Below are 24,760 nucleotides of genomic sequence, written 5' to 3' on the forward strand. Positions count from 1 at the left end.
AGGCCTAGGCTGTTGGTGCGTTCGGCCTAGATCGTCACGCGTCCCGCGCGGTTCCGCATCCCGGGTGTCACCCGTCCAGACGCTTCAGCTCGTCCTCGGACAGTTCCAGGTGCGCCGCGGCGGCGGAGTCGCGGATGCTCTCCGGCCGCGACGAGCCGGGGATCGGGATCACCGCCGGGGCCTTGGCCAGCATCCACGCCAGGCACACCTGCTGCGGGCTGACTCCCCGTTCCCGCGCCACGTCACCGAACGCGCCGAACCGCTCGCCGAGGTCGCCGGCCGCGCTCATCCCGCCGAGCGGGCTCCACGGCAGGAACGCGACGCCCAGCCGCGCGCACAGCTCCAGTTCCGGCTCGCTGGACCGGAACGCGGGCGAGAACTGGTTCTGCACCGACGCCAACCGGCCGCCGAGCACCTCGTGGGCCTCGCGGATCTGCGCCGGGTCGAAGTTCGACACGCCCGCGAGCCTGATCTTGCCCTCGTCCAGCAGGTCGGCCAGCGCACCGACCGACTCGGCCGTGGGCACGTCGGGGTCCGGCCGGTGGAACTGGTACAGGTCGATCGCGTCCACGCCGAGCCGGCGCAACGACGCCTCGCACGCCGACTTCAGGTACTCGGGCCGCCCGTCGAGGCCCCACCCACCGCCGGGTGTCCGGGTGTGACCGCCCTTGGTGGCCACCAGCACCCCGTCGACGCCCTTGAGGGCCTGCGCGATCAGCTCCTCGTTGTGCCCGAACTCGGTCTCGTCGGCGGAGTACGCGTCCGCCGTGTCGATCAGCGTGACGCCCGCTTCCACGGCCGAGCGGATGGTGGCGATGGACCGCTCGCGCGGCGGGCGGCCTTCGAGCGACATCGGCATCCCGCCCAGGCCGATCGCACTGACCTGGACGTCTCCGATCCGGCGCTGCTGCATGTGGTCGTCCTCTGGTCTCGGGGTCTGCGTCCGCCCACCAGCCTGCGCCCGCCGCATTAAGCTGTCCAACAGAAGGTTCTGATGCCATTCAGCAGTTTGGGTGATGAATCGTGGAGCTGCGCCAGCTTGAGTACTTCGTCGCCGTGGCCGAGGAGTGCCACTTCACCCGGGCTGCCCGACGAATGCACGTCGCTCAGTCGGGGCTTTCCGCGTCGATCCGCGCGCTGGAGGTCGAACTCGGCGCGCCGCTGTTCGTGCGGTCCACCCGGCAGGTCGAGTTGACGCAGGCCGGACGCGCGCTGCTGGTCGAAGCACGGCGCGCGCTGGACGCGATCGACGCCGCACGCGACGCGGTGGCGTCCGTCCAGGGACTCCTGCGCGGCACGCTGTCCGTGGGCAGCATCCAGTGCCTGCACGCCGTGCACCTGCCGGCGGTGCTCGCCCGGTTCCACGAGCTGCACCCCGGCGTCGAGATCCACCTGCGCCAGGCGGGTTCCGGTGAGCTGGTCGACCTGGTCCGCGCGGGCCGGCTGGACCTGGCGTTCGTCACCTCCGCCCGCACCGCCGACCTCCAGGCGTCCACGTTGGACAAGGAGGGCATGGTGCTGGTGTGCGCGCCGGACCACCCCTTCGCGCAACGGGAATCGTTGCGGCTGGCCGAACTCGCCGGTCAGTCCTTCGTGGACTTCAACCCGGACTGGGGCACCCGGGACGACGTCGACCGCGCGCTCGCCGAAGCCGGCGTGGACCGGCGGGTCGCGGTGGAGGTGAACGACGTCCACTCGCTGCTGGACTTCGTCGGCTTCGGGCTCGGCGTCGCGCTGGTGCCCGAGTCGTTCCGGCACAAGCAGTCCCGCGCCCGGTTCGTCCCGCTGGAGGACGCGCCGTCCACCGGGTCAGCGGTCGTCGCGGGCGGCACGGTCAGCGCCGCCGCCTCCGCCCTGCTGGACATGGTGCTCGAAAGTCGCGTGCTCGCCACCGGTTAGCACCCACCCGGCCGGGTCCTCCTTCACCCGCGTCCCCGCCGTCACCGCCAGCGTGCCGACCTGGACCGGCGGGGTCGGCGGCAGGTGCAGGAACAGGGCCACCTCCGCGTCCCGGAAGTCCACCTCCCGCTCGAACGTGGCGGCCTGGAACGACATGCCGCCCAGGAACCGGCCCTGCCGGCAGTCCACCCGGCCGTGGAACGTGGCGCCGGAGAACAGCGCGGGCTTGGCGAACCGCACCTCGCGGAACGTGGTGATCCCGTAGAACCGCGTGCGCCGCGCGGTCAGCCGACCCACCCGACGGCCCTCCAGCCGCAGGTACTCGACGTGCGCCCCGGTCAGGTCCAGGTGGTACAGCGTCGGGTCGGTGTCCTGGCCCCACGGCAGCAGGTCGGTGATCAGCCGCTGCGCGGTCAGCCGCACCGTCCGCTCCTGGTCCTGCTCGGGCGTGGGCGCCTCGGACTCGTCGGGTTTCGCGGGGTCGAACGCCGGGTGGAACGCCTGGTCGGGGTCCTCGGGCCGCCGGGCGAACGACGCGTGCTCGAAGGGCCGGCGCAGGTACGCGCACAGCACGTCCAGCACGGTCTGCTTGTACCGGGGCGTGGCCCGCGCCAGCCCGGCCAGCGCGTGCATCGCGCCCACCCGCACCTGGTCGGCGTCGTTGCCCAGCATCTCCACGGCCCGCGCGAACCGCTCGTCGGCGACCTTGTCGCTCTCCAACTCGTGCCGCGCCTCCTCGGTGCGCCGCCGCCGGTCGTTGAGCCACAGCGCGTACAGCGCCACCACGGCACCGCCCGCCAGCCCGCCGGTCTTGACCGCCTCCGACTTGGACAGCTTCGGCTCGGCCCACAGCAGCACGGCGGTCGTCGCCACCGCCACCAGGACCGCGGCCACCAGGCTCGCCGCCAGCAGCAACCGTCCCCGCACGTCAGCTCCTCACCAGGCCGGTCAGGTCGTCCCGCCGGTCGACCACCCACCCCTCGGGCAGTCGGTTCTCGTGCTCCAGCGACACCTTCATCGCGTGCGTGCGGGCGACCGCGGGCTCGGCCAGCCGCAGGTCCACGCCGGCCCGGAACTCCGCGCCGGTGAAGTCGATCGGCTCGGCGAACACCGCGCCCTCGAACGTGACGCGCGCGGTGAACCGCGCGCCCGCCAGCTTGTTCGGGCCGAGGAACCGGGTGCGCGAGAAGTCGGTGGTGTCGTGGCACTGGAAGCGGCTGAACCAGCCCTTGCCGCGGAACACCACGTCGTGCAGGTAGAGCCGGCCGGAGCTGACCGAGTCGGTGAACCACGCGCCGCCGTGCACGACGGTGTGGTGGAACGAGTTCGACTGGTGCAGCCGCGCCGCCCGGATCAGCAGCTCGCCGACCTGGCGGTGCGAGATGTCGAAGTACGTCAGGTACGCCCTGGTCAGGTTCAGGTCGTAGCGCGCGGCGTCGGCCTCGTCGTCGTGCGGCAGCAGGTCGGCGACCAGCCGCTGCGCGGTCAGCCGGACCTCCAGCTCGCGTTCGCTGTCCCGGGTCAGCCGCGGCGGCTGGGACTCCGTCTCCGGCTCGAACGGTCGTCGCAGGTAGGCGCACAGCACGTCCAGCACGGTCTGCGTGTACTCGGCGCGCGAGCGCGCCAGCCCGGCCAGCGCGTGCATCGCGCCCACCCGGACCTGTTCGGCGTCGTGACCGAGCAGTTCGACCGAGCGGGCGAACCGCTCGTCGGCGACCCGCGACCGGTCGTGTTCGGCCCGCGCGTCCTCCAGCGCCTGCCGCTGCTCCTCGATGACCTGCCGCTTCTCGTCCGTATGCCGCCGGCGGTCGTTGAGCCACAGCGCGTACAGCGCGACGACCGCACCGCCCGCCAGGCCGCCGGTCTTGATCGCCTCGTTCTTCGGCGCGTTCGGGTCCAGCACCAGCAGACCGCCGCCGACCAGCAGGAACGCCCCGATCGAGCCCACCAGCGTGGGGACCAGCAGGCTCTTTCCCGCCCGTTGCCGGATCACCAACAACACCGCGGCGGCGGCAACGCCCACCGCGCCCGCGATCCACAGGTAGCCCACAAGGGGGGCATTCTTCCCGGTGACCAGCGACGCCGTGACCAAATCGGCGTGGTCGGCAATCCGACGGTGTGCTAACTCACCGGATTGGCCCATGATGTGTGGGTCACCGCGACGGTGTGGAACCGGACGGGGTGGAACCGGACAGGTGCGGAACCGAACGGTGTGGAACCGAGACGCCGGGCGCACGACGGTGAGGGACCAAGAGGAGAACGCGTGGACAGCGTGGAGCGGCCTACCTGGGCACCGGGCGACATCGACCTCGGCCGCCCGAGCATCGCGCGGGTCTACGACTACTGGCTGGGCGGTGCGCACAACTTCGCCGTCGACCGGGCCGTGGGCGACCGGGTGCTGGCCGACGTGCCGGTGCTCAAGAGCGTGATCCTCAACCACCGGGCCTTCCTGCGGCGGGCGGTGCGCCATCTGCTGTCCCAGGGCATCCGGCAGTTCCTGGACCTCGGCTCGGGCATCCCCACGGTGGGTAACGTGCACGAGATCGCGCAGGCCGTGGACCCGACCGCGAAGGTCGTCTACGTCGACATCGACCCGGTGGCGGTCGCCCACAGCCGGGCCATCCTGACCGGGAACGAGCTGGTCGGCGTGCTCCAGACGGACGTGCGGGACGCGCGCGGGGTGATCAAGTCGCCCGAGGTGCGGAACCTGCTCGACTTCGACCGGCCGATCGGCGTGCTGATGGTCGCCCTGCTGCACTTCGTGCCCGACTCGGACGACCCGCACGGCATCGTGGCCGCCTACCGGGACGCCCTGCCGTCCGGCAGCCACCTGGCCGTCTCGCACGCGGGGTACGAGGATGGCGAGTGGGATCCGGCCTGGGACGACGCCAAGAGCGTCTACAACCGGGGCGTCAGCGAGATCACGTACCGCAGGAAGCAGGAGGTGCAGGCCCTGTTCACGGGATTCGAGCTGGTCGAGCCGGGGGTGGAGCGCCTGCCGCTGTGGCGCCCCGAGTCGCCGGACGACCTGGACGAGCACTCCGCGCGCTTCCTCGGCTTCGGCGCGATGGGGCGCAAGCCGTGATGGTGTCGTGCGAAACGATCCGGACCGCGGTAGTCGACCCCGGCCGGCGACCGGCCGTATCCTCTGCGTTGTGGCGGTAGGCCGGCGGACATGACGGAACAGGTTGACCATCGGGTGGCAACTCCAGGCCGATCGAACCTCGACCCCGCCGTACTGGCCGGGGCGGAGTCCTTCGCGCGGACCTGGGCCACCGCGGTGATCGGCAGCAGCTACGTCCCGATGACCAGGGCCGAGGTCGCCGAGCACCTCCAGGCGCTGACCGAGGTCCTGGTGCACGCGCTGCACGCCAGCCCGTTCCGCACCGCGCCCGGCTACGAGATCGGCGCGCGCCTGGTGGATGCCCACTTCACCGGCACGGACACGCTCGGGCGGACCGTGCAGCTGCTGGGCGACGACCTGCTGGGCGAACTGGGCATCGCGCCGGACGAGCTGATGCGGTCCCGGTTGGCCGCGCTGCAGGGCGCGCTGTCCGCCGGGTACGCGCGGGCCCTGCGCGAGCGGACGCTGGCCGAGCAGGAGGCCATCCGGGCGGCCGTGCTGGACGCCCGCGACCAGGCCGAAGCCGCGCTGCGGGCGTCCGAGGCCAGATTCCGCGCGATGTTCACCGAGGCCGCGATCGGCATCGGCATCGCCGACATCGAGGGCCGGATACTGGACGTCAACCAGGCGTTGCAGGACATGCTCGGGTTCAGCGTCGAGGAGATGCGGCAGTACAACATCCGCGACCTCATGCACCCGGAGGACGGCTCCAGCGTGTGGCGGCTGTACGACCAGCTGACCGCGGGCGAGTGTGATCACTACCGGGCGGAGAAGCGGTTCCGGCGTGCGGACGGCGAGCAGGTGTGGACGCATCTGACGTTGTCGTTGGTGCGTGACGACCACGGTGATCCGCAGTACCAGGTGGCGATGATCGAGGACGTGACCGATCGGCACCTGTTGCAGAACCGGTTGCGGTACCAGGCGTTGCACGACCCGTTGACGGGGTTGCCGAACCGGGCGTTGTTCCTGGAGCGGTTGGGTCGGGTGTTCAACAGCCGGGCGCGGCGGCGTGCGGGGTTGTGCTACCTGGACCTGGACGGGTTCAAGGTGATCAACGACAGCCTGGGTCACGACATCGGTGACCGGTTGCTGGTGGAGGTGGGGCGGCGGCTGGACCACTCGGTGTCGGGTGAGGGCAAGCTGGTGGCGCGGATGGGTGGCGACGAGTTCGTGATCCTGGTGGAGGGGTCGCGGGACACCCGGGACATCGTGGACGTGGCGGACCGGGTGTTACGGGAGCTGGAGTCGCCGATCCGGATCGGCGGGCACGAGCTGACGGTGTCGGCGTCGATCGGGATCGTGGAGCGGGAGCTGGCCGGGACCACGGCGGCGGACCTGATGCGGGATGCGGACATCACGCTGTACTGGGCGAAGGCGGACGGCAAGTCGCGGTGGGCGTTGTACGACCCGGAGCGCAACGCGCGGGAGGTGGCCCGGTTCACGTTGTCGGCGACGATGCCGGCGGCGTTGGAGCGTGACGAGTTCTACGTGGACTACCAGCCGCTGGTGCGGCTGGAGGACAGCACGGTGGTGGGTGTGGAGGCGCTGGTGCGCTGGCAGCACCCGGAGTTCGGGCGGTTGGCGCCGGACCGGTTCATCGAGCTGGCCGAGGAGACGGGCCTGATCGTGCCGTTGGGCCGGTGGGTGCTGCGGCGGGCGTGCGGGCAGGCGCGGCGGTGGCTGGAGGAGTTCGGCGAAGCCGCGCCGTTCGTGTCGGTGAACCTGGCGGTGCGCCAGTCGCGGGATCCGGAGCTGGTGCGGGACGTGAAGCGGATCCTGGACGAGTGCGCGCTGCCGCCGCACCACCTGCAGCTGGAGCTGACCGAGAGCGCCATCATGGGCACCGCCGACGAGCCGCTGGAGGCGCTGCGGGCGCTGTCGGACATGGGCGTGCGGATCGCCATCGACGACTTCGGCACCGGCTACTCCAACCTCGCCTACCTCAAGCACCTGCCCGTGCACGAGCTGAAGATCGCGGGCTCCTTCATGGAGGGCCTGCGGGCGGCCGACGAGGAGGACGCGGTCGACGCGCAGATCGTGTCGACCCTCGTGCAGCTGGCGCACGCGCTCCGGCTGGGCGTGACGGCGGAGGGCGTGGAGACCCCGGCGCAGGCCAAGCGCCTGCACCGGATCGGCTGCGACACCGGCCAGGGCTGGTTCTTCGCCAAGCCGATGAAACCCGAGGACATCGACGAGCTGCTGCGCCGCTGAGCAGCGGGAGTCGGACGCAGAGCAGCGGCTTTCGGGCGTGGGGCGCCGAGCGTCGGCTGCCGGGTTCGAGGCGTTGAGCAGCGGGAGCCGGGCGCAGCGCGTCGGACTCCGGCGGGCCGCCGACCCGTCAGTCCAGGTCGACGACCACCTTCACGTCGTCCTCCCGGCGCTCCAAGGCTTCGCTGAACCGCTCCAGCGGCACCCGGCGGGTGATCAGGCCGGCCAGCCACCGGTGGTCGGCCCGCGCCAGGGCGTCGGCGCCGGCGCGGTAGTCGGCCAGGCCCGCGTTGACCGTGCCGACGACGGCCTTGTTGCCCAGCACGACGTCGTCGAACACGCTCGGGTCCAGCGGCACGGGGTCGTGCTCGCCGGCGAGGCCCGCCAGCACGGTCACGCGGGCCCGCCGGACGGACTCCCAGATCAGCGGCGCGACGCCGGTGCACTCGATCGCCACGTCCACGTCGGCGGTGACCTGGTCGAGGTCGGTGTGGAACGCCGCGCCCAGGTCCCGGACGAGGTCGGGCTTCGGACCTCCGGTGGCCCGGTCGACCACGTGCACGTCGAAGCCCCGCTGCACGCCCAGCAGGGCGGCCAGCAGCCCGATCGGGCCCGCCCCGGTGACCAGCACGGACCGCGCCGGGACGTGCGCGCGTTCCCACTGGACCTGCGCCTGCGCCCAGGCCTTGGCCACCACCGACGCGGGCTCGGTCAACACGCCGAGGTCGCCCAGCGCGGGGTCGAGCCGGACCGCGAACTCGGCCGGCACGCTCCACCGCCTCATGCCGTAGCCGTCCAGCTCCTTGATGCCGCGCTCCCGGTACCCGCCGTTCTGGCAGAAGTCCCAGGCGTCCACCGCGCACGCCGGGCACGGCTCGGGGTCCGGCCGCCGCACCACGCCGGCGATCAGGTCGCCCACCTCGAACCCGGACCCGTCGGGCGCGCCGACCACCCGGCCCAGCGACTCGTGGAACGGCACGATGGCGTCCCGGCCGGGCGGCAGCACGCCGAAGCCGTCCTGGACGATCTCGACGTCCGTGCCGCACACGCCGACCAGCAGACCGTCCGCCACGACCTCGTCGGGTCGTTCGACGACCTCCACGTCGGCCACCCGCGCCGACTCCGGCTTGCCCGGAACCACCTGTGCGGCCCTGATGGTGCCCCGCCCCGTGTCGTCACCCACGAGGCGAGGCTACGTTCCGGACGGCCCGCGCGCTCGCCGTCGCGCCCGGACGGGTCAGCGCACGACACGGGCCACGTTGTGGCCGGACACCTCCACTGACGGTGTCGCGCCGCCGAGGTCCGACGGGCGGTACCGGGCGTCGAGCGTCACCGACTCGCCGGGCCACAGGGTCACGTAGTTGTCGCTCCAGTGCGTCGGCAGCACCTCGGCCCCGCCGACGCCCCTGCGCACCGACGCCCGCACGAAGAACGCCACCGAGGTCCCGGTGTTCCGCAACGTCACATCGGTGCCCGCGGCCGAGGACGACGTGGTCACCGACACCTGACCGGGCTTCAGGTTGTCGAGCCCCTTGAGGTCCGCGTACCCGGACTGCGGCGTGTGGTACCACGTCGAGCCGCCGTAGTCGAGCGTGTCCGCCTTGGTGGACAACCAGTACACGTTCCGGTCGACCACCCGACCGCTCGCGTCCTTCAGCAGCAGCCGCACGAAGTACGTGGTCGACAGCCCGCCGGGCTGCGGCAGCGTGCCGACCCGCACGGATCCGTTGCCGCGCGCCGAAACCGGACGGGTCTGGTCCGCCTTCACGGTTCCGTCCAGGTTGAACAGCGTGGCCTGCACGGTCAGCCCCGGCACGTCCGCCAACCCGGTGTTGACCACCGCCAGCGACCGGTCGTCGTAGGAGTACTGGACGTGCAACGGCCGCAACGCCGTCTTGGCGCCGAAGTACGACCCGGCCGTGGCCAGGTAGTAGTCGTACAGGTGCCAGTACATGGTCGGCCAGGCGTTGTTGAGCATCCAGTAGATGACGCCGGTGGCGGGCTTCGACGCGTCCGACGAGTTCCGCCCGAACGCCTCGAACTGCGCCCGGTTCGTCTCGTAGTTCGCCAGCTGTGCCTTGCGCACCAACTGTTCCGGCGACCCCGGCCGCCCGTACCGGTTGTCCAGCGCGGTACCCCAGAACGTGAACCTGTTGAACGTCGTGGACGGCGACAGGTGGTACTGCACGGCGTTGTAGTCGGTCAGCTTCGAGATGTCCGACGGGGTCAGGAACTTCCGCAGCTCGTCCAGCTCCGGCACGGTCGGCCCCGGCCCGATCTCGGACGCGAACCCGAACGCGCCGCCCAACCGCTTGGCGTACCAGTAGTTCGGCGGCACCCACCAGTACGGCCCGTCCATCTTCATGCCGGGCGGGCCGAGCCGCGGCGAGCTCGACGCCTTGGCGGACGAGATCACCGGCAGGTCCCAGTCGGCCCGCGCCAGCGCGTCCAGGTAGGTCTTCTCCAGCCCGGCGCCGGGCGCGGCGTCGCTGCCGATCAGGAAGCCCAGCATGGCCGGGTGGTTGCGCACCCGCCGGGCCTCGCTCTCCGCCGACTCGCCCGCGACCCGGTCGTCCTCCGCGTCGAACGAGGCGTAGTCCTCCCACTTGGAGCAGCACTCCCAGCCGGTGAGCAGCATGATGCCGAGCCGGTCGGCGATGTCGTACAGCTCGTCGTTCTCCGGCTTGCCCTCCAGCCGGATGGTGTTCATCCCCATGCTGCGCACGAGGTCGAGCTGGTCCTCGATCCTGCGCACGTCCGTGCGCAGGAACAGGTCCGACGCCCAGCCACCGCCGCGCACCGGGAACGGCCTGCCGTTGACGAAGAACTGCCGCGCGCCCTGCACCAGCGACGAGGTGACCTCGCGGATGCCGAACCGGGTGGACGCCACATCCGAGCGCACGCCGCCGACGGTCGCCTCCAACGACGCCGTGTGGAGCGGCTGCGCGCCCATCTGGAACGGCCACCACACCTGCGGCCGGTCGACGTCCTGGGTGAACGTCACGGTCCTGGTCTCGTGTGCCGCCAGGGACACCGAGGAGGTGAACGGCGTGAGACCGATCGTGCCGGACACGTCCGCGGTCACCGCCGAACCGGTGTTGTTGCGCGCCTCCACCTCCACGGTCACCGCGGCCGACGCCAGGCTGGGCAGCGGCAGGTCGGCCGTGGCGCGGGGGAAGCGCAGCGAGACCGGTCCGGACGCGGCGAGCTGCACGTCCCGGAAGATGCCCTGGTTGCGGTCCGGCGGAAGCTGCGCCCAGTCGATGAAGTGGATCACGAGGTCGTTCTGCGGGTCGGACGACGACGCCCGGATCGCCAGCGCGTTGTCCCCGTTGCGCAGCAACGACGTCACGTCGAACTCGTGCGTCGGGTACGCCCCGACTACCTTGTCCGACCCGGCGACCAGCGTGCCGTTCAGCCACACCTCGCCGCGCGCGATGACGCCGCCGTTGAGCTTGAGGAACGTGTGCACCCCGGGCCGCGGCGAAGCCTGGAACACCTTGCGGTACCACCAGGGCACGGCGAAGTCGTCGCGGTCGACCTGCTTGAGGTTCTCGCCGTGGTTGACGTCGGGGTACCTGCCGTTGGCGATCAGCCCGGCGAGCACGGTGGACCGGGCGGGCACGGTGAGCCATCCCGCGTCGGCGTAGTCGGTGGTCGAGATGACGTTGCCGCCCTGCGTGGCGCGGGCGCTGGACTGCATCCGCCAGTCCGGGACGGTGGACACCGAACCGGGTGACGCGGTGACGGTGAAGTCGGGCGGTGCGGTGGGCTGTGCGGTGGGCTGTGCGACGGCGTCCGGCACGGCGAACACGAGCGCCAAGGCCGCCACGAGCGGTACTGCGCGTGAGCGCATTGCTCCTCCCCGATCCAGGGCGGCGGCTCTTGTAAGGAACGTTTCCCACAACGGGGTCGCCGGCAATGCGGCCAACGAGTGACAGGAGTGCCTCGTTCGCGACGCTCCGTGCGCAGTGATCCGATACGTTGGGCCCATGCGCCGTGCCGTGCCGATCCTCGCCGCCGTGCTGCTGCTCGCGGGCTGCTCGCAGACCACGACCGGTTCGCCCACCTCCGGCTCCACCGCGGGCTCCACCTCGGATTCACCGGGTGCCACGACGTCGGCGGGCAAGCCGTCGTCCACCGCGAAGGAACCGGCGAAGCGACCCAAGACGATCAACGTCCGGGAGGTCGACCCGTGCAGCCTCCTCACCGAGGCGCAGCGCGCGCAGTTCGGCGCCGACCAGCCGCCGACCAAGGGCACCGTGCCGGAGTTCGACTGGGCGACCTGCCACTTCAACCGCGGTGACCGCAAGTACCTCGTCGGCACGACCGTGATCGGCACCGAGGGCATCGAGTTCTACACGGAGAGCGCGGAGAAGGACAAGGCCGAGAAGCTCGAGGTGGCCGGCTTCCCGGCGGTCCTCATCAAGGAGCCCGGCCGGCTGCCCAAGTGCACGATCGCGGTCGACGTGTCCGACGGCCAGATGGTGGACGCCAACGTGAGCAGCTTCGGCGGGACCGACGTCGACGAGTTGTGCCGGCTCGTGCCGCAGATCGCCGGGGCCGTGGTGGCCACTCTCGTGGCCAGGTGAGATGAGTGCAACTACTCCCTTTGCGACGGGAACCGACCACCCGCGTCACGCATCAGAGCTAGAGTCGTCCCGAATGCACACGCTGGGGCAAGTGCAGTACTGAGGAGGGTGTGCCGTGTTCATCGCGGATGGTGGTGGGGGGTCCACGTCGACTCCGCCCGAGTACAGCGGGACGCAGCAGAAGCTGCACGTCGATCCCACGGCGATCCCGGAGGCGCGCAAGGTGTTCACCGACGCGCTGAACCGGCTGGAGCCGGAGATCAACAACGCGGTCACCGCCGTGCGGGCGCGCGCCTGGGCAGGCGACCCGGTCAGCAAGGAGACCGCGCAGGCGTTCAACCGGGACACCTTCGAGACCGGCGAGACGGCCGCGCTGAACGCCATCCTGGCCTACCGCGACCAGCTCCAGGGCTGCGTCGACCAGTTGACCGCGATCGAGGCGGACTACCGCCGGGTCGAGGGCGACAACGTGGCGTCCTGGGGACGCATCCACAACCACTGACCTGAACGACCACGCACCCGAGGGGGGCGAGCACGATGGGTGACCACCGCTGGCGCGGGTATACCCACCCCGATCTGCACCGCATGATCAACGAAGGGCCCGGCGTCGCCGCCTCCCGTCCCGTGGAGGACGGCTGGAAGGGCCTGTCCGACGCGTTGGCCGAGGTCGACGAGTCGATCCACGCCGCGCTGGCCAAGCTCGGCGCGAAGTGGGAGGGCTCCACCGCCGACGAGACCCAGGTCGCGCTGTCGCCGCTGGGGCAGTGGGCGGGCGACGCCAAGCAGGGCTCGGACACCATGAAGACGTCCGCGCAGCTCCAGGGCGACTACATCGCCGACGCCCGCAAGGAGATGCCGGAACCGGTGATGGTGACCACCGAGGCCCCGTCGACCGGGGAGAAGATCCTCGGCGTGCTGGGCGGCCCGGCGGGCATGATCCACGTCATCAAGCAGCAGCAGGACCACGAGGCCCAGGAAGCGGCGCAGGACAACGCCGAGGCCAAGGCCGTCGAGGTGATGAACAACTACCAGTCCAGCAGCGAGTGGAACAGCGACACGCTGGGCGAGTTCGTCCCGCCGCCGCAGGTCGTGATCGACACCCCGCCGCCGGCCGGCGCGGGCAGCTACAACCAGAGCAGCGCGAACTACACCAGCTCGCAGACCTGGACCCCGCCGGGCGACGGCACCACCCGGACGTCCTGGGCCCCGCCGTCCTCGCCGACGCCCCCGCCGGTTTCGCCGCCCCCGCCGACCGTCGTGCCGCCGGGTGGCGGCACCACGAACCCGTCGTGGGTACCGCCGACGCCCACTCCGCCGCCTCCGCCGATCGCGCTGCCCAAGCCGCCCGTCGGCGGCCCCGGTCTGCCGCCGCCCGGCACCCCGCCGCCGAACTGGAAGCCGCCGCAGGGTCCTGGTCTGCCGCCCAAGGGCGGCCCCGGTCCCGGCGGTCCCGGCCGGCCGGGGATGCCCGGCGGTCCGGGTCGTCCCGGTGGCCCCGGCGGTCCCGGCGGCCCGGGCCTGGGTCGCGGCTTCGGCGGCCCCGGCATGCCCGGTGCTCCCGGCGGTCCGGGGATGCCCGGCGGTCCCGGCAGCGGCAACCCGAGCGGCGTGCCCGGTCGCGGTGGCATGGCCGGAGTCGGCGGCTTCGGCCCCGGTGCTCCCGGCGGCCCCGGTGGTCCCGGCGCGGCCGGTCGTCCCGGTGGTCCGGGCGTGGGCGGCATGGGTGCCGGCGCCGGGCACGGCGCCGGCAACGGCGAGGACGACGTCGAGCACAAGGCCGCCGACTTCCTGGTCGAGACGGACGACGTGTTCGGCGACGACCGCCTGGTCGCGCCGCCGGTGATCGGGGAGACCCCGCAGTAGTTCGAGGTGTGCGTCCAGGCCAGGTCCCCGGCGGGGTCCTGGCCTGGACCGGCAGGTGGCCCCATCGACCGGGTGGGGCCGGTGCTCGGTCGACCTGGAGCAGCAGTGACCATTTTCGGGGGGCAGGCCGAGAGGGAGCCGATCACCCTCTCCGCCGAGGAGTTCGACGTCCTGTGGGAGCGGCTCGACCTCGGTCCGATGCCGTTGGTGATCAAGGTCCCGTCGCCGGGCAAGACCCACCGGGAGCGGGCCGAGCTGGAACGCCGGGTGTGGCACGGCGTCGGCGCGCGCGGCCTGGGCGGGCCGACCGGCCTGCACCCGGAGCTGGACTACCTGCTGCGGCTGTTCTTCCGGCCGGAGCGCGAGGTCGACGGCCGGGTGTGGGTGGGCAGGAGCGTGCGCGTGCTGGCCGTGGCGAACGGCGACCACGGCGCGGTGGCCACGCTCACCGAAGACCGGCTGACGTTCCGCCGCGCGGCGGGCAGCGGCCTGCCGTCGGCGGTGCTGGGCACCCTGCCGGCGCACCCGGCGGGCTCCGGGCACTCGGTGACCATGCCCAGCGCCGACCTGGAGGCGGCGGTGAAGAACTCCGACGGCTCGCCCAAGAGCCTGGAGAACTCGCTGCGCGACCACGGCGTGCGGCAGGAGGACGCGACCACGCTGGTCAAGATGTTCACCGGCCTGGTGCACACCGGCAACTTCGGCGCGGCGGCCCGGGACAAGTACGGCAAGCGCTGCCGACCGGACCGCGTGGTGGCGTTCTTCGACACCGAGGACGGCCGGTACCTGCAGCAGCGGCGCGCGTCGAACGGGACCGTGCCGTGGAGCACGTTCACCCCGACCGACTCCCGCCGGCTGGCCCACCAGGTGGAGGAACTGCTCGCCGACGCGATGCGCGCGGCCGGGTTCTGACCGGTCCGCGATCAGCTCGATAACCTGGCCAGATGCCGTCGAAACCGGTCGACCCCCACGAGCTGCGCGCCGCCGTCGCCGCCGTGCTGCCGTGGCTGGAAGGCACCGCCGGGCAGCCCGAGCGGCCCGTGCTCGCCGCGGCGGTCCGCCTCAGCCTGCGCACCCTGGAGCAGCTCGCGCCCGGCCGCAGCGTGGAGGTCCGGGTTCCGCCGTTCGCCGCCGTGCAGTGCGTGGACGGTCCTCGGCACACGCGCGGCACGCCGCCGAACGTGATCGAGACCGACCCGCGGACGTGGCTGGAACTCGCGGTCGGCCGGCTCGGCTGGGCGGCGGCGTTGGAGGGCGCGAAGGTCACCGCCTCCGGGAGCAGGGCGGACCTGTCGGCCCTGCTCCCGGTGCTGCGGTTCTGACGGTCGGCGGGTGCCGCCCTGGCTAAGCTCGGCCGGGTGAAGGCGCTGAAGGTGGGAGTGGTGGTGGCCGCGATGGGGTTCCTGCTCGCCGGGTGCGGTGGCGGCAAGGAGTGGGAGGGCGAGGTGACCTTCAAGGTCACCCGGCTCAACCCCGCCTCCGAGTCGATGGGCAAGACCGTGCCGCCCTACGCCAACCTGGAGATCGACCAGGACGAGCCCGGGTCCGTCGAGCCGATCGGCACCAGGATCGCCGACCTCGACCGGTTGCCCGAAGGCGTCCGGGTCGGCGATGTCGTGGTGTGCCGGGTGCGCCAGTCCGACGAGAGCGGCTTCGACCAGGAGGGCGTGCGGACCGACGTCGGACCCTGCCGGAGCCGCTGATCAGAACCAGGACCCGACGGTCTTGTCCCACACCTTGCCCGCGCCCTCGACCGCGTCACGACCCAGCTCGACCACGTCGCCGACGCCGCCCACGACCACGTCCACCGTGTCGTTGAGGGCCTCTTTGCCGGTGTTGAGCAGGCCGGTGCCGGCGTCGGACCAGTTGCCGTTCCAGGCGTCCCGGCCGGCGTTGTAGAGCCCGCTGCCGGCGTCGCCGACGAGGTCGGCGGCACCGGCCACGGTGCTGCTCGCGCTGTCGATCACCGGCCCGATCACCGGGATGTGCGATCCGGGCAGCGAAGGCCCGATCGGCGAGTCGTACCACTTCTGGTCGGACACCGCCCCGCCGTTGCCGGTGGCGATCTTGGCCAGGTTGTCCACCGACTCCGAACCGGGGTGGTAGTACTGCGAGTGGGCGCCCAGGGCCGACGCGCCGTCGGAGGTGCCGAACACCTTGGCCCCGAACCGGTCGTCGTACGGGCCGACCGACGAGCCGTCCTGGGTGAACCAGCTGGAGCTGGTGCCCTGCACGACCGGGTCGTGCTCGGTGGCGCCCGCGTAGACGTGGCCGGGGCCGACCGAGAGCTGGCCGACGTTCGACGCGCCGACGCCCGGCGAGCCGACGAACGCGATGTCGTCCGCCGCCAGGCCGTTCATGCCCGCGAAGCCGACCGTGGTGGACCCGTAGGAGTGGCCGATCACGGTCAGGTGCTGGCCGGGGGCGCCCGCCGCGCGGTAGCCGGCCACGTCCGCGACCAGGTTCGCGCCGCCCTCGCGGGCCTGCGCCGGGTTGTCCACCTCGCCGGGCGACCAGCCGGGGGCGTCGTAGCCGAGCCACTGGATGGTGGCGTTGCCCTCGGCACCCATCGCGTGCCGCAGGTTGCCCGCCTGGCTGACGGAGAAGCTGTCCAGCGTCGAGCCGGTGCCGGGGACGCAGACCGCGAGGTTCTTCGCGGTGTCCGGGTTGCCGTAGGCGATGGCGGTCGCACCGTCGCCGCGCGGGCCGTACGGATCCCACGCCATGATCCGGACGTCCGGGTCGCCGTTCTCGTCGTACCAGCCCTTCTCCCGCGCCAGCTTCTCCGCGTCGGCGATGCTCTTCTGCACCTTCTCGGCGTTCTCGGCCTTGGTGGCGGCCTCCTGCTGCTGCTCGGACAGGTCCGCGTACAGGGGGTCGTTCATCAGCGCGGTCAGGTCGTCGGACTTGTCCGGGTCGAGCCCGAGCTCCCGGGCGCGGTCGTCCATCTGCGCCTTGAGGGCGTCGCGCTCGGCCGAGAAGCGCCGCTGGTCGTCCTGGATGCGGGCGCGGTTGGCCTGGTCGAGCACGTCCGACGGCAGGCCGCGAAGCCGGCCCAGCTCCTGGAACTTGCTGCGCAGCAGTTCGTCCTGCTGCTCCTTCGTCAACGACTTCCACCACGCCGCGACCTGCTTCGGGTCGCTGCCCGGACCCGGCACGGTCGCGGTGGTGCGCATCTGCTGCACGGCGTTGGCCCAGCCCGCGTCCTTGCCCGCCGTCTCCTCGAAGCCCGGGCGGACCTTCGACAGCGCCGACGCGTACGACCGCAGCACGTTCTCGTACCCGGTCTTCACGTTGTCGAGCTGTTCGTTGACGCGGCGCGCCAGCTCGCGGGTCTGCGCCTCGTCCAACGCGGGCGAACGACCGCGCCAGAAGTCGATCAGCTGGTCGGCGCTGCCGCGCATCCGGCCGTACGCGCGGGACGCGGCCTGCACGACGTCGACGCCCACCCCCAGCCGCTCGCCCGCGACCGCGGCGGACCGGCTGGACAGGTCGGCGCGGGCGGCGAACCTGTCCGCCGAGCCGCCCTTCCACGTCGACGTGGCGGTGCTGCCGCCGGAGGTCACGGCCTGGCCCGCGCGGCTCACCGCGCTCATCGCGCCGCTGATGGGGTCGGCGGCGGCGGCCACCCGGCCCGCGTCGCCGGTCGCCAGCTGCCCGTACAGGACCTCGGGGTCGACGTAGCTCACGCGAGACCGCCTTCCAGGCCGCGGAACGAGGTGCGCGAGTCGTCGTCGGCCCGCTGGTAGGCGTCGGCGTTCTCGACCAGGCCGTCGCCCGCGTCGCGGTACCACGCCGAGCCCCGGCGCAGGTCGTCGGACTGCTCGCCGGACCAGCGGGCGAGCGCGTCCACGAACTCGGCCGCCGCGGGAACCCGCCCCAGCGCGTCCGCGTCAAGCCTGAGCATGGAGATCAGTTCAGCCCCGTCGCCGGTCGCGTCCGCGCCGTCGTGGAACTCCTTCGACGCCGCGCGCAAGGTCTCCGGTTGCACACCGAACACGGTTCCCCACCCTTCGTGCCGCCAGCCGCTGGACAGTGCGACGCAGCCGGATCATCGCCGGTTCCCGCTTCCCCGCACACCGAAGACCCCGAAGACACCGAAGACGACGCGGACACCGGGTGCGGCACGATGACCCGGGCACGGACCTAGGAGGCAGCGCGTGGCCGGAGGTTGGACCACCCAGCGGTGGACCGAGAAGTTCACCGAGCAGGCGGCGATGTTCCGCGCGTCGGTCGGCGGTGCCGATCCCGCCGCGCCGGTGCCCAGCTGCCCCGGCTGGACGTTCACCGAGCTGGTGCTGCACGTCGGGCGGTTCCTCCAGACGTCGCTGGAGTACCTGCGCAGCGGCAGCACCGTGCGGCTGCGGCTGCCCCCGGTGCCGGTGGACGTGGTGCCGCTGGACTACCTGGACGCGCAGCTCGCGCTGGCCGCCGAGGTGCTGCCGGACGTGCCCGGCAACCGGCCCGCCTGGACGTTCTCGCCCGCCTCGCCGGACCTGGCCTGGGTGTGGCACCGCCGCATCGCGCACGAGGTGGACCTGCGCCGGTGGGACGCGCAGGCCGCCCTGCGGGAACTGGTGAAGGGCGACACCGACTTCGCGGTGGACGGCATCGAGGAGTCCCTCGGGACGCTGCTGGCCGCCAAGTACGCCGCCGACGTGCCGCCGACCGCCGAGGGCACCGCGCTGGTGCAGCTCACCGACGTCCCCGAGGCGTGGGTGGTGAAGCTGGCACCCGGTCTGGTGCCCGAGGTGCGCGCGGCGTGGCCGGGCGAGGAGACCGACGTGCGCGTCACCGGCGAGGCGCAGATCGTGCACTACGGGCTGTGGGGGCGGCTGCCGTTGCCCGCGACGGGCGACCGGAACGTGCTCGGTGTGCTGAAACTGGACTAGCCGGGGTGCGTTTCGTCACTTCCCGTGGGTCCTGATGGGGGTGGTCCACCCCCCGTTCGCCTTACACTCGCAGTGCAGCCCGACCTCGTCGCTAGGGAGCACTCGGTGGTCACCGACCCGTCAGCAACCGGCCGAACCGACACCGAAGAGCACACCGAAGAGCAGGAACCCCGCGAGGAGTGCGGGGTGTTCGGCGTCTGGGCGCCGGGTGAGGACGTCGCCAAGCTCACCTACTACGGCCTGTACGCGTTGCAGCACCGCGGCCAGGAAGCCGCCGGCATCTCGGTCGGCGACGGCAGCAAGGTGGTGGTCTTCAAGGACCTCGGCCTGGTGAGCCAGGTCTTCGACGAGCAGGTGCTGTCGTCGTTGCACGGCCACGTCGCGGTCGGCCACTGCCGCTACTCCACCACCGGCTCCACCACGTGGGAGAACGCGCAGCCGACCTTCCGCACCACGGCCACCGGCTCCGGCTTGTCGTTGGGGCACAACGGGAACCTGGTGAACACCGCCGAACTGCTGATGAAGGCGCGCGAAGTGGGCGTGGACACCAGGCACGGCGCGACCACCGACTCGGACCTGGTGTGCGGGCTGCTCGCGGCAGCGGCCGCCGACCTCGGCATCGAGCAGGCCGCGATGCAGCTGCTGCCCACGCTGCGCGGCGCGTTCTGCCTCGCGTTCTCCGACGAGTCCACGCTGTACGCGGCCCGCGACCCGCAGGGCGTCCGGCCGCTGGTGCTCGGCCGGCTGGAACGCGGCTGGGTGGTGGCCAGCGAGACCGCCGCGCTGGACATCGTCGGCGCGTCGTTCGTCCGCGAGGTCGAGCCGGGCGAGCTGATCGCGATCGACGAGAACGGCCTGCGCTCGTCGCGGTTCGCCAACCCCGAGCCCAAGGGCTGCATCTTCGAGTACGTCTACCTGGCCCGCCCGGACACCACGATCGCCGGCCGGTCGGTGCACGCCACGCGCGTGGAGATCGGCCGCCGGCTGGCGCACGAGCACCCGGTGGAGGCCGACCTGGTCATCCCGGTGCCCGAGTCCGGCACGCCCGCCGCCATCGGCTACGCCCAGGCCTCCGGCATCCCCTACGGGTCCGGCCTGGTCAAGAACGCCTACGTGGGGCGCACGTTCATCCAGCCGTCGCAGACCATCCGGCAGCTCGGCATCCGGCTCAAGCTCAACCCGCTGCGGGACGTGATCCGCGGCAAGCGGCTGGTCGTGGTGGACGACTCGATCGTGCGCGGCAACACCCAGCGCGCCCTGGTGCGGATGCTGCGCGAGGCGGGCGCGCTGGAGGTGCACGTCCGGATCGCGTCGCCGCCGGTCAAGTGGCCGTGCTTCTACGGCATCGACTTCGCCTCCCGCGCCGAGCTCATCGCCAACGGCCTGGACGACGACGGCATCCGCCGTTCCATCGGGTCCGACTCGCTGGGCTACGTGTCGCTGGAGCAGCTCGTCGCGGCCAGCGAGCAGCCCCGGACCAGGCTGTGCACGGCGTGCTTCGACGGCGACTACCCGATCCCGCTGCCCGAGGACGCGCTGATCGGCAAGCACCTGCTGGAGGGCATCCGGGGCGTCGCGGGCTCGGCCGCTCCCGTTCTGGCGAACGGGTACGGTGCCGAGGACGCCCTACGCCGGCCCTGACGACAGCTACGGATGCCCCAGAACATGGAACAGAGTGACGTGACCGACACCGCCAAGGCCACCTACGCCGCCTCCGGAGTGAGCATCACCGCGGGTGACGAGGCGGTGGAGAAGCTCAAGCCGTGGGCGGCGAAGGCGCAGCGTCCCGAGGTGCTGGGCGGCATCGGCGGCTTCGCGGGCCTGTTCAAGCTGCGCCTGGACCGCTGGAAGGAGCCGGTGCTCGCGTCGTCCACGGACGGGGTCGGCACCAAGATCGCGGTCGCGCAGGCGTTGGACAAGCACGACACGGTGGGCATCGACCTGGTCGCGATGGTGGTGGACGACCTGGTCGTCTGCGGCGCCGAACCGCTGTTCCTCCAGGACTACATCGCGATCGGCCGGGTCGTGCCGGACAAGGTCGCGGCGCTGGTCAAGGGAATCTCCGAGGGCTGCGTGCTGGCCGGTTGCGCGCTGCTGGGCGGCGAGACCGCCGAGCACCCCGGCCTGATGGGCGAGAACGACTACGACATCTCCGGCACCGGCGTGGGCGTCGTGGAGGCGTCCGGGATGCTCGGACCGGACCGGGTGCGCGACGGCGACGTGGTGATCGCCATGGGCTCGTCCGGCCTGCACTCGAACGGGTACTCCTTGGCCCGGCACGTGCTGCTGGACATCGGCCGGATGCCGCTGTCCGGTCACGTGGAGGAGTTCGGACGCACCCTCGGCGAGGAGATGCTGGAGCCGACCCGCATCTACGCCAAGGACTGCCTCGCGCTCGCCGCGGAGGCCGAGGTGCGCACGTTCGCGCACATCACCGGCGGCGGGCTGGCCGCCAACCTGGCGCGCGTGCTGCCCGAGGGCCTGTCCGCCCGGCTCGACCGCGGCACGTGGACCCCGGCCCCGGTGTTCGCGATGATCGCGCAGCGCGGGCGGGTCGACCGCGAGGAGATGGAGAAGACGTTCAACATGGGCATCGGCATGGTCGCCGTCGTCTCCCCGGAGGACGTGGACCGCTCCCTGGCCGTGCTGACCGCCCGCCACGTCCCGGCCTGGGTGCTGGGCGAGGTGAGCCGCTCCGCCGAGCCGACCGCGCTGGTCGGCGACCACCCGAGGTTCTAGGTCCTGCCCCGGGCCGCGCGTCCCGGGTTCCGCGAGTCCACCGGTCGCGCTCGCGCGGCCGGTTCCGGCTCGAAAAGCGGTTGGCGCGACTGGGTTTCCTGCTTGGATGACCCGGTGTCGTGGGACTTGATCGAGCGCCTTTCCTGGTTGGCGGGCATCGTCGGTGCGGTGGTCGCGGCGCTGGCCGCGTGGATGGCGGCGCGCGCCACCAAGGGCACCATGCGCGACCTCGCGCTGATCCTGTCCGTCGCCACCGACAAGCCGGAGCTGTTCGAGGCGATCGAGGCCGACGCCCGGAAGCGGACCGAGGTCGTGCGGCGGCGGGTGCGGGCGGTGTTCGTCGCGGCCGGGGCGGCGTTCGCGGTGAGCGCGTTCGGGGCGGCGCTGGGGCTGTTGATGCTGCTGATGCCGGACTACGGCCAGCCCGAGGTGGTCGGCGGCGACCAGCCCCGGGTGACGCAGGAGTGCACGAACGGCGGCGAGGCCACCGTCTGCGTGGCGGACAACCGGTGGACGCTCGCCACCGGCGGCACGGTGGAGGCGCAATTCGGGGGTGTCGAGCGGAAGACGCCCAAGGACGGGGTGGCGCGGCTGGTGCTCCAGGTGAGCGGCTGCTCCGCCGCGGGTGAGCTGAACTGGACGGCATCGGTCGGCGGGTCCGTGGTGGCCGAGGGGGTGGCCCGGGAGTCCGAGTCGCGCGCCGAGTTCCCGCTGAAGACCGGCGAGGGGTTCACCTTCGCGGTCCGACGGGTCGGGGGCGGGGACTGCGCGGTGGACCTGCGGCTGCGGCCGGTGGTCAGTTTCGGGTGACGGGGCAACCTCCCGCCGGGTCCGGTCCGTACCAAGCGGCGACCGAGGGAGGGCGAGTTGGACCGCGATCGCGAGTTCGGGGAGTTCGTCGACGCCCGTGCGCTGGTGCTGCGGCGGACCGCGTACCTGCTGTGCGGTGATTGGCACCGCGCCGAGGACCTGGTGCAGACGGCGCTGACCAAGCTCTACGTCGCGTGGCCCCGCGTGCGGCGGGACGGCGCGGTGGACGCCTACGCGCGCAAGGTCCTGGTGCGGACCGCCATCGACGAGTCGCGACGCGGGTTCCGCCGGCGGGAGACCGTGGTGGAGGCGCTGCCGGAGACCCCGGTGCCCGGCAGCGCCCCCGCCGACTTCGACGTGCGGGCCGCGCTGGCCGCGCTGCCCCCGGGACAGCGGGCCGTCGTGGTCCTCCGCTACTGGGAGGACCTCAGCGTCACCGAGACCGCCCGCCTCCTCGGTCGGACCGAAGGCACCGTGAAGAGCCAGGCGGCGAAAGGCCTCGCCACCCTCCGGCGGCTTCTCGGGCGCCACGTATTCGAGGAGCAGGTGTGACCGACATCAAGCAGACCCTGGAAACCGCGTTCGACGACGAGCCGCCGTTGACCATCGACACGGCCACGATCGTGCGGGCCGCCCGCCGCGAGGTGGGCGTCCGCCGTTCCGCGACCGCCATCGCCGCCCTCGCCACCGTCGCGGCGGTGTGCGTGCCCGCCATGCTCGGGTCCAGCGGGGGCGGTGGGGCGCAGGTGGCTTCAGCGCAGGTGGCTTCGCCGCCTTCCGGCACGGTGGCCACCCTCCCGCCGTCCGGTGCGGACCCCGCCGCGCCGACCACGGCGCCGCTCCCGCCCGGTGCGACCAGCGCGCCGGGCACCGACGAGCCGCCTGGCGCGTACGTCGAACCCAAGCCGCCGAAGCCGGTGGACGCCGCGCACGCCGCCGAACTGACCGGGTTGCTGGCGAAGGCCGGCGTGCCGGAGGACTTCCCGGCCGAAGGCGTGCCGGGCAACCCGATGGGCGCTTGGGAGTTCGTCGTGAGCCAGGGGGAGTACAAGGCGGTGGGCCTGCTGCTCGACCCGCCGGGGCAGGTGGTGCTCACGCTCAGCGGCAGGCCGTTCGGCTGTCGTGCCGCCAAGGCGCAGCACACCACCTGCGAGCTGCGCCGATTCCGCGACACCGAGGTCGCGGTCGTCGACTTCAAGTACGAGCAAGGGCACGCCCTCACCGTGCACGCGAGGACGTCGGACGGGGGTCTGGTCTCGGTGACCGCCGTCAACTCCGACCACCGGGGCGACCACACCGGCCCGACCGCGCCGCTGACCTACGAGCAGCTGGCAAAGATCGCGACACTGCCGGGGCTGTCGTTCTAACCTTGTCCGCGTGGCCGAGGACCTGATCGTGACGCGGACGCTGGTGATACCGGCGGCCGAGTTGAGCGAACGGTTCTCCCGGTCCTCCGGTCCCGGCGGACAGGGCGTGAACACGGCGGACAGCCGGGTCGAGCTGTCGTTCGACCTGGCTGACTCCCCCTCCGTACCGCCCTGGCTGCGCAGCCGCATGCTCGGCCGGCTGGAGAACCGCTTGGTCAACGGCGTGCTGACGGTGACCGCCGGCGAGAACCGCGCCCAGTTGCAGAACCGCGCGGCGGCCCGTGAACGACTGGCCCGCATCCTCCGCGACGCCGCCGCGGCCCCGCCCCCGGTGCGCCGGCCGACCAAGCCGACCAGGGGCTCGAAGGAACGCCGCATCGCGGAGAAGAAGCGCCGGGCGCGGACCAAGGACGGCCGGCGCGGCGGCGGCTGGGACTGACCGGGCCGCGCGTGCCGATGCCCGGGCCGCGCGTGCCGATGCCCGAGCCGCACCTGCCGGTCACCGGGCCGTCCGATGCCGCCGTTCCGCGACCGCCCCTCCGCCTCCCGAGGCGACGAAGTGCCACGGGTACCGGCGGGCCGGCGGGCAGGTCCGGTCGCCTCGGCACTCACCGGCCGACACCCCGCCCGGACGTCCGGCCCGCTTGATCAACCGTCGAACAACCCGGCGACCAGGGCGTCCAACCCCGCCTTGATCGTCGGAGCGGCCCAACGCCGGTGGGACACCAGGTTGGCGGCCAGCGGTCCGAGCAGGGCGTCCGCGGTGAACGCGGCGTCCAGTCCGGGCCGTGCCTGGCCGACCAGGATCGCCAGGTGCTGGTGGTACGCGTCGTACGCCCCGCCGAAGCGGGCCAGCGGGCCGGCGGTCTCGGCGGTCAGCAGCAGTTCGAGCTGGGCGAGCGTGCGGTCGGTCAGGGCGTGCAGGAACGCCCGGATGCGGTCGACGGCCGGTGCGCCCGGTCCCAGCGGCGGCGGGCCGGACAGGAAGGTCTGCTGGAACTCCCGCTCCGACTCGTCGATCAGGGCGTGCGCCAGGCCGGACCGGTCGCCGAACCGGCGGTAGAGGGTGCCCACGCCGACTCCGGAGGCGGCCGCGACCTCGGCCATCCCCAGTCCTCCGATCCCCCGCGTGGCCACGATGTCCGCCGCCGCGGCGAGGATCTTCGCCCGGTTCCGGGCGGCGTCGGCCCGCTCGCTCACCGGGGCAGCCTAAACCGCCGTGGACAAACGGAACCAGTTCCACTTACAGTAAGCGGAACCAATTCC

24 protein-coding genes are annotated in these 24,760 nt (G+C 72.4%); 16 read left to right on the forward strand and 8 right to left on the reverse strand.

The window, feature by feature from the left end:
• Window positions 1–67 precede the first annotated feature (67 nt).
• Window positions 68–913 (reverse strand): aldo/keto reductase, encoded by an 846-nt coding sequence (locus tag FHS29_RS05560; RefSeq protein ID WP_184688931.1) that lies wholly within the window; start codon window positions 911–913, stop codon window positions 68–70.
• A 110-nt stretch (window positions 914–1,023) separates the two neighbouring features.
• On the opposite strand from FHS29_RS05560, the gene FHS29_RS05565 reads away from it, so the two are divergent.
• Window positions 1,024–1,899, forward strand: coding sequence for a LysR family transcriptional regulator (locus FHS29_RS05565; protein WP_184688933.1), 876 nt, complete (start codon window positions 1,024–1,026; stop codon window positions 1,897–1,899).
• On the opposite strand, the gene FHS29_RS05570 is transcribed toward FHS29_RS05565, so the two are convergent.
• On the reverse strand, window positions 1,810–2,826 hold the full coding sequence (locus FHS29_RS05570; protein ID WP_184688935.1) for a pentapeptide repeat-containing protein: 1,017 nt from the start codon (window positions 2,824–2,826) through the stop codon (window positions 1,810–1,812). The two genes, FHS29_RS05565 and FHS29_RS05570, sit on opposite strands and share 90 nt — an antisense overlap.
• A gap of 1 nt (window position 2,827) precedes the next feature.
• On the reverse strand, window positions 2,828–3,949 hold the full coding sequence (locus tag FHS29_RS05575) for a pentapeptide repeat-containing protein (protein WP_312864771.1): 1,122 nt from the start codon (window positions 3,947–3,949) through the stop codon (window positions 2,828–2,830).
• A 213-nt stretch (window positions 3,950–4,162) separates the two neighbouring features.
• On the opposite strand from FHS29_RS05575, the gene FHS29_RS05580 reads away from it, so the two are divergent.
• Window positions 4,163–4,984, forward strand: a complete 822-nt coding sequence (locus tag FHS29_RS05580) for an SAM-dependent methyltransferase (RefSeq protein ID WP_312864772.1) — start codon at window positions 4,163–4,165, stop codon at window positions 4,982–4,984.
• A 90-nt stretch (window positions 4,985–5,074) separates the two neighbouring features.
• Window positions 5,075–7,234 (forward strand): putative bifunctional diguanylate cyclase/phosphodiesterase, encoded by a 2,160-nt coding sequence (locus FHS29_RS05585; RefSeq protein ID WP_184688939.1) that lies wholly within the window; start codon window positions 5,075–5,077, stop codon window positions 7,232–7,234.
• A 127-nt stretch (window positions 7,235–7,361) separates the two neighbouring features.
• Here the strand turns inward: FHS29_RS05585 and FHS29_RS38060 are convergent, their stop codons facing one another.
• A complete protein-coding gene (locus FHS29_RS38060) occupies window positions 7,362–8,414 on the reverse strand; it encodes an alcohol dehydrogenase catalytic domain-containing protein (RefSeq protein WP_312864773.1) in 1,053 nt (350 codons plus the stop codon).
• 54 nt (window positions 8,415–8,468) lie between these two features.
• Complete coding sequence (locus tag FHS29_RS05595; RefSeq protein ID WP_184688941.1) at window positions 8,469–11,087, reverse strand: glycoside hydrolase family 2 protein; 2,619 nt, start codon at window positions 11,085–11,087, stop codon at window positions 8,469–8,471.
• 136 nt (window positions 11,088–11,223) lie between these two features.
• On the opposite strand from FHS29_RS05595, the gene FHS29_RS05600 reads away from it, so the two are divergent.
• The 6 genes from FHS29_RS05600 (at window position 11,224) to FHS29_RS05625 (ending at window position 15,389) form a co-directional block, all read left to right on the forward strand.
• The gene (locus FHS29_RS05600; protein ID WP_184688943.1) at window positions 11,224–11,823 is read left to right on the forward strand and encodes a DUF3558 domain-containing protein; all 600 of its coding nucleotides are present in this window, start codon (window positions 11,224–11,226) and stop codon (window positions 11,821–11,823) included.
• A gap of 115 nt (window positions 11,824–11,938) precedes the next feature.
• Entirely contained in the window at window positions 11,939–12,325 is a 387-nt protein-coding gene (locus FHS29_RS05605) for a transcriptional regulator (RefSeq protein WP_184688946.1), read from the forward strand.
• Between the two features lie 35 nt (window positions 12,326–12,360).
• Window positions 12,361–13,686, forward strand: a complete 1,326-nt coding sequence (locus FHS29_RS05610; RefSeq protein WP_221455467.1) for a PPE domain-containing protein — start codon at window positions 12,361–12,363, stop codon at window positions 13,684–13,686.
• A gap of 105 nt (window positions 13,687–13,791) precedes the next feature.
• Window positions 13,792–14,598: an ESX secretion-associated protein EspG gene (locus FHS29_RS05615; protein WP_184688949.1), complete on the forward strand. Its 807-nt coding sequence runs from the start codon at window positions 13,792–13,794 to the stop codon at window positions 14,596–14,598.
• 32 nt (window positions 14,599–14,630) lie between these two features.
• The gene (locus FHS29_RS05620) at window positions 14,631–15,008 is read left to right on the forward strand and encodes a sterol carrier family protein (RefSeq protein WP_184688951.1); all 378 of its coding nucleotides are present in this window, start codon (window positions 14,631–14,633) and stop codon (window positions 15,006–15,008) included.
• Window positions 15,009–15,044: 36 nt separating this feature from the next.
• Window positions 15,045–15,389 carry a hypothetical protein gene (locus tag FHS29_RS05625; RefSeq protein ID WP_184688953.1) on the forward strand — a complete coding sequence of 115 codons (345 nt, stop codon included), beginning with the start codon at window positions 15,045–15,047 and terminating at the stop codon, window positions 15,387–15,389.
• Here the strand turns inward: FHS29_RS05625 and FHS29_RS05630 are convergent, their stop codons facing one another.
• Both FHS29_RS05630 and FHS29_RS05635 read right to left on the reverse strand, forming a co-directional pair.
• On the reverse strand, window positions 15,390–17,375 hold the full coding sequence (locus FHS29_RS05630; RefSeq protein WP_184688955.1) for an alpha/beta hydrolase: 1,986 nt from the start codon (window positions 17,373–17,375) through the stop codon (window positions 15,390–15,392).
• Window positions 17,372–17,686, reverse strand: coding sequence for a DUF2563 family protein (locus tag FHS29_RS05635; RefSeq protein WP_184688957.1), 315 nt, complete (start codon window positions 17,684–17,686; stop codon window positions 17,372–17,374). Before FHS29_RS05635 ends, FHS29_RS05630 begins: the two co-directional genes overlap by 4 nt.
• A gap of 160 nt (window positions 17,687–17,846) precedes the next feature.
• On the opposite strand from FHS29_RS05635, the gene FHS29_RS05640 reads away from it, so the two are divergent.
• From FHS29_RS05640 to arfB, 7 genes are all read left to right on the forward strand, one after another.
• Entirely contained in the window at window positions 17,847–18,578 is a 732-nt protein-coding gene (locus tag FHS29_RS05640; protein ID WP_184688959.1) for a maleylpyruvate isomerase N-terminal domain-containing protein, read from the forward strand.
• Window positions 18,579–18,683: 105 nt separating this feature from the next.
• Entirely contained in the window at window positions 18,684–20,219 is a 1,536-nt protein-coding gene (gene purF / locus FHS29_RS05645) for an amidophosphoribosyltransferase (protein WP_184688961.1), read from the forward strand.
• A 24-nt stretch (window positions 20,220–20,243) separates the two neighbouring features.
• Window positions 20,244–21,317, forward strand: a complete 1,074-nt coding sequence (purM, locus tag FHS29_RS05650) for a phosphoribosylformylglycinamidine cyclo-ligase (RefSeq protein ID WP_221455468.1) — start codon at window positions 20,244–20,246, stop codon at window positions 21,315–21,317.
• Window positions 21,318–21,431: 114 nt separating this feature from the next.
• Window positions 21,432–22,127 (forward strand): hypothetical protein, encoded by a 696-nt coding sequence (locus FHS29_RS05655; RefSeq protein ID WP_184688963.1) that lies wholly within the window; start codon window positions 21,432–21,434, stop codon window positions 22,125–22,127.
• Window positions 22,128–22,184: 57 nt separating this feature from the next.
• A complete protein-coding gene (locus FHS29_RS05660; protein ID WP_184688965.1) occupies window positions 22,185–22,679 on the forward strand; it encodes a SigE family RNA polymerase sigma factor in 495 nt (164 codons plus the stop codon).
• Window positions 22,676–23,494 (forward strand): hypothetical protein, encoded by an 819-nt coding sequence (locus FHS29_RS05665; protein ID WP_184688967.1) that lies wholly within the window; start codon window positions 22,676–22,678, stop codon window positions 23,492–23,494. Before FHS29_RS05660 ends, FHS29_RS05665 begins: the two co-directional genes overlap by 4 nt.
• A gap of 10 nt (window positions 23,495–23,504) precedes the next feature.
• Window positions 23,505–23,933 carry an alternative ribosome rescue aminoacyl-tRNA hydrolase ArfB gene (arfB, locus tag FHS29_RS05670; RefSeq protein ID WP_184688969.1) on the forward strand — a complete coding sequence of 143 codons (429 nt, stop codon included), beginning with the start codon at window positions 23,505–23,507 and terminating at the stop codon, window positions 23,931–23,933.
• 209 nt (window positions 23,934–24,142) lie between these two features.
• Here the strand turns inward: arfB and FHS29_RS05675 are convergent, their stop codons facing one another.
• Window positions 24,143–24,694 carry a TetR/AcrR family transcriptional regulator gene (locus FHS29_RS05675; RefSeq protein ID WP_184688971.1) on the reverse strand — a complete coding sequence of 184 codons (552 nt, stop codon included), beginning with the start codon at window positions 24,692–24,694 and terminating at the stop codon, window positions 24,143–24,145.
• Between the last annotated feature and the right edge of the window lie 66 nt (window positions 24,695–24,760).

This window comes from Saccharothrix tamanrassetensis (assembly GCF_014203665.1).
Classification (GTDB): Bacteria; Actinomycetota; Actinomycetes; order Mycobacteriales; family Pseudonocardiaceae; genus Actinosynnema; species Actinosynnema tamanrassetense.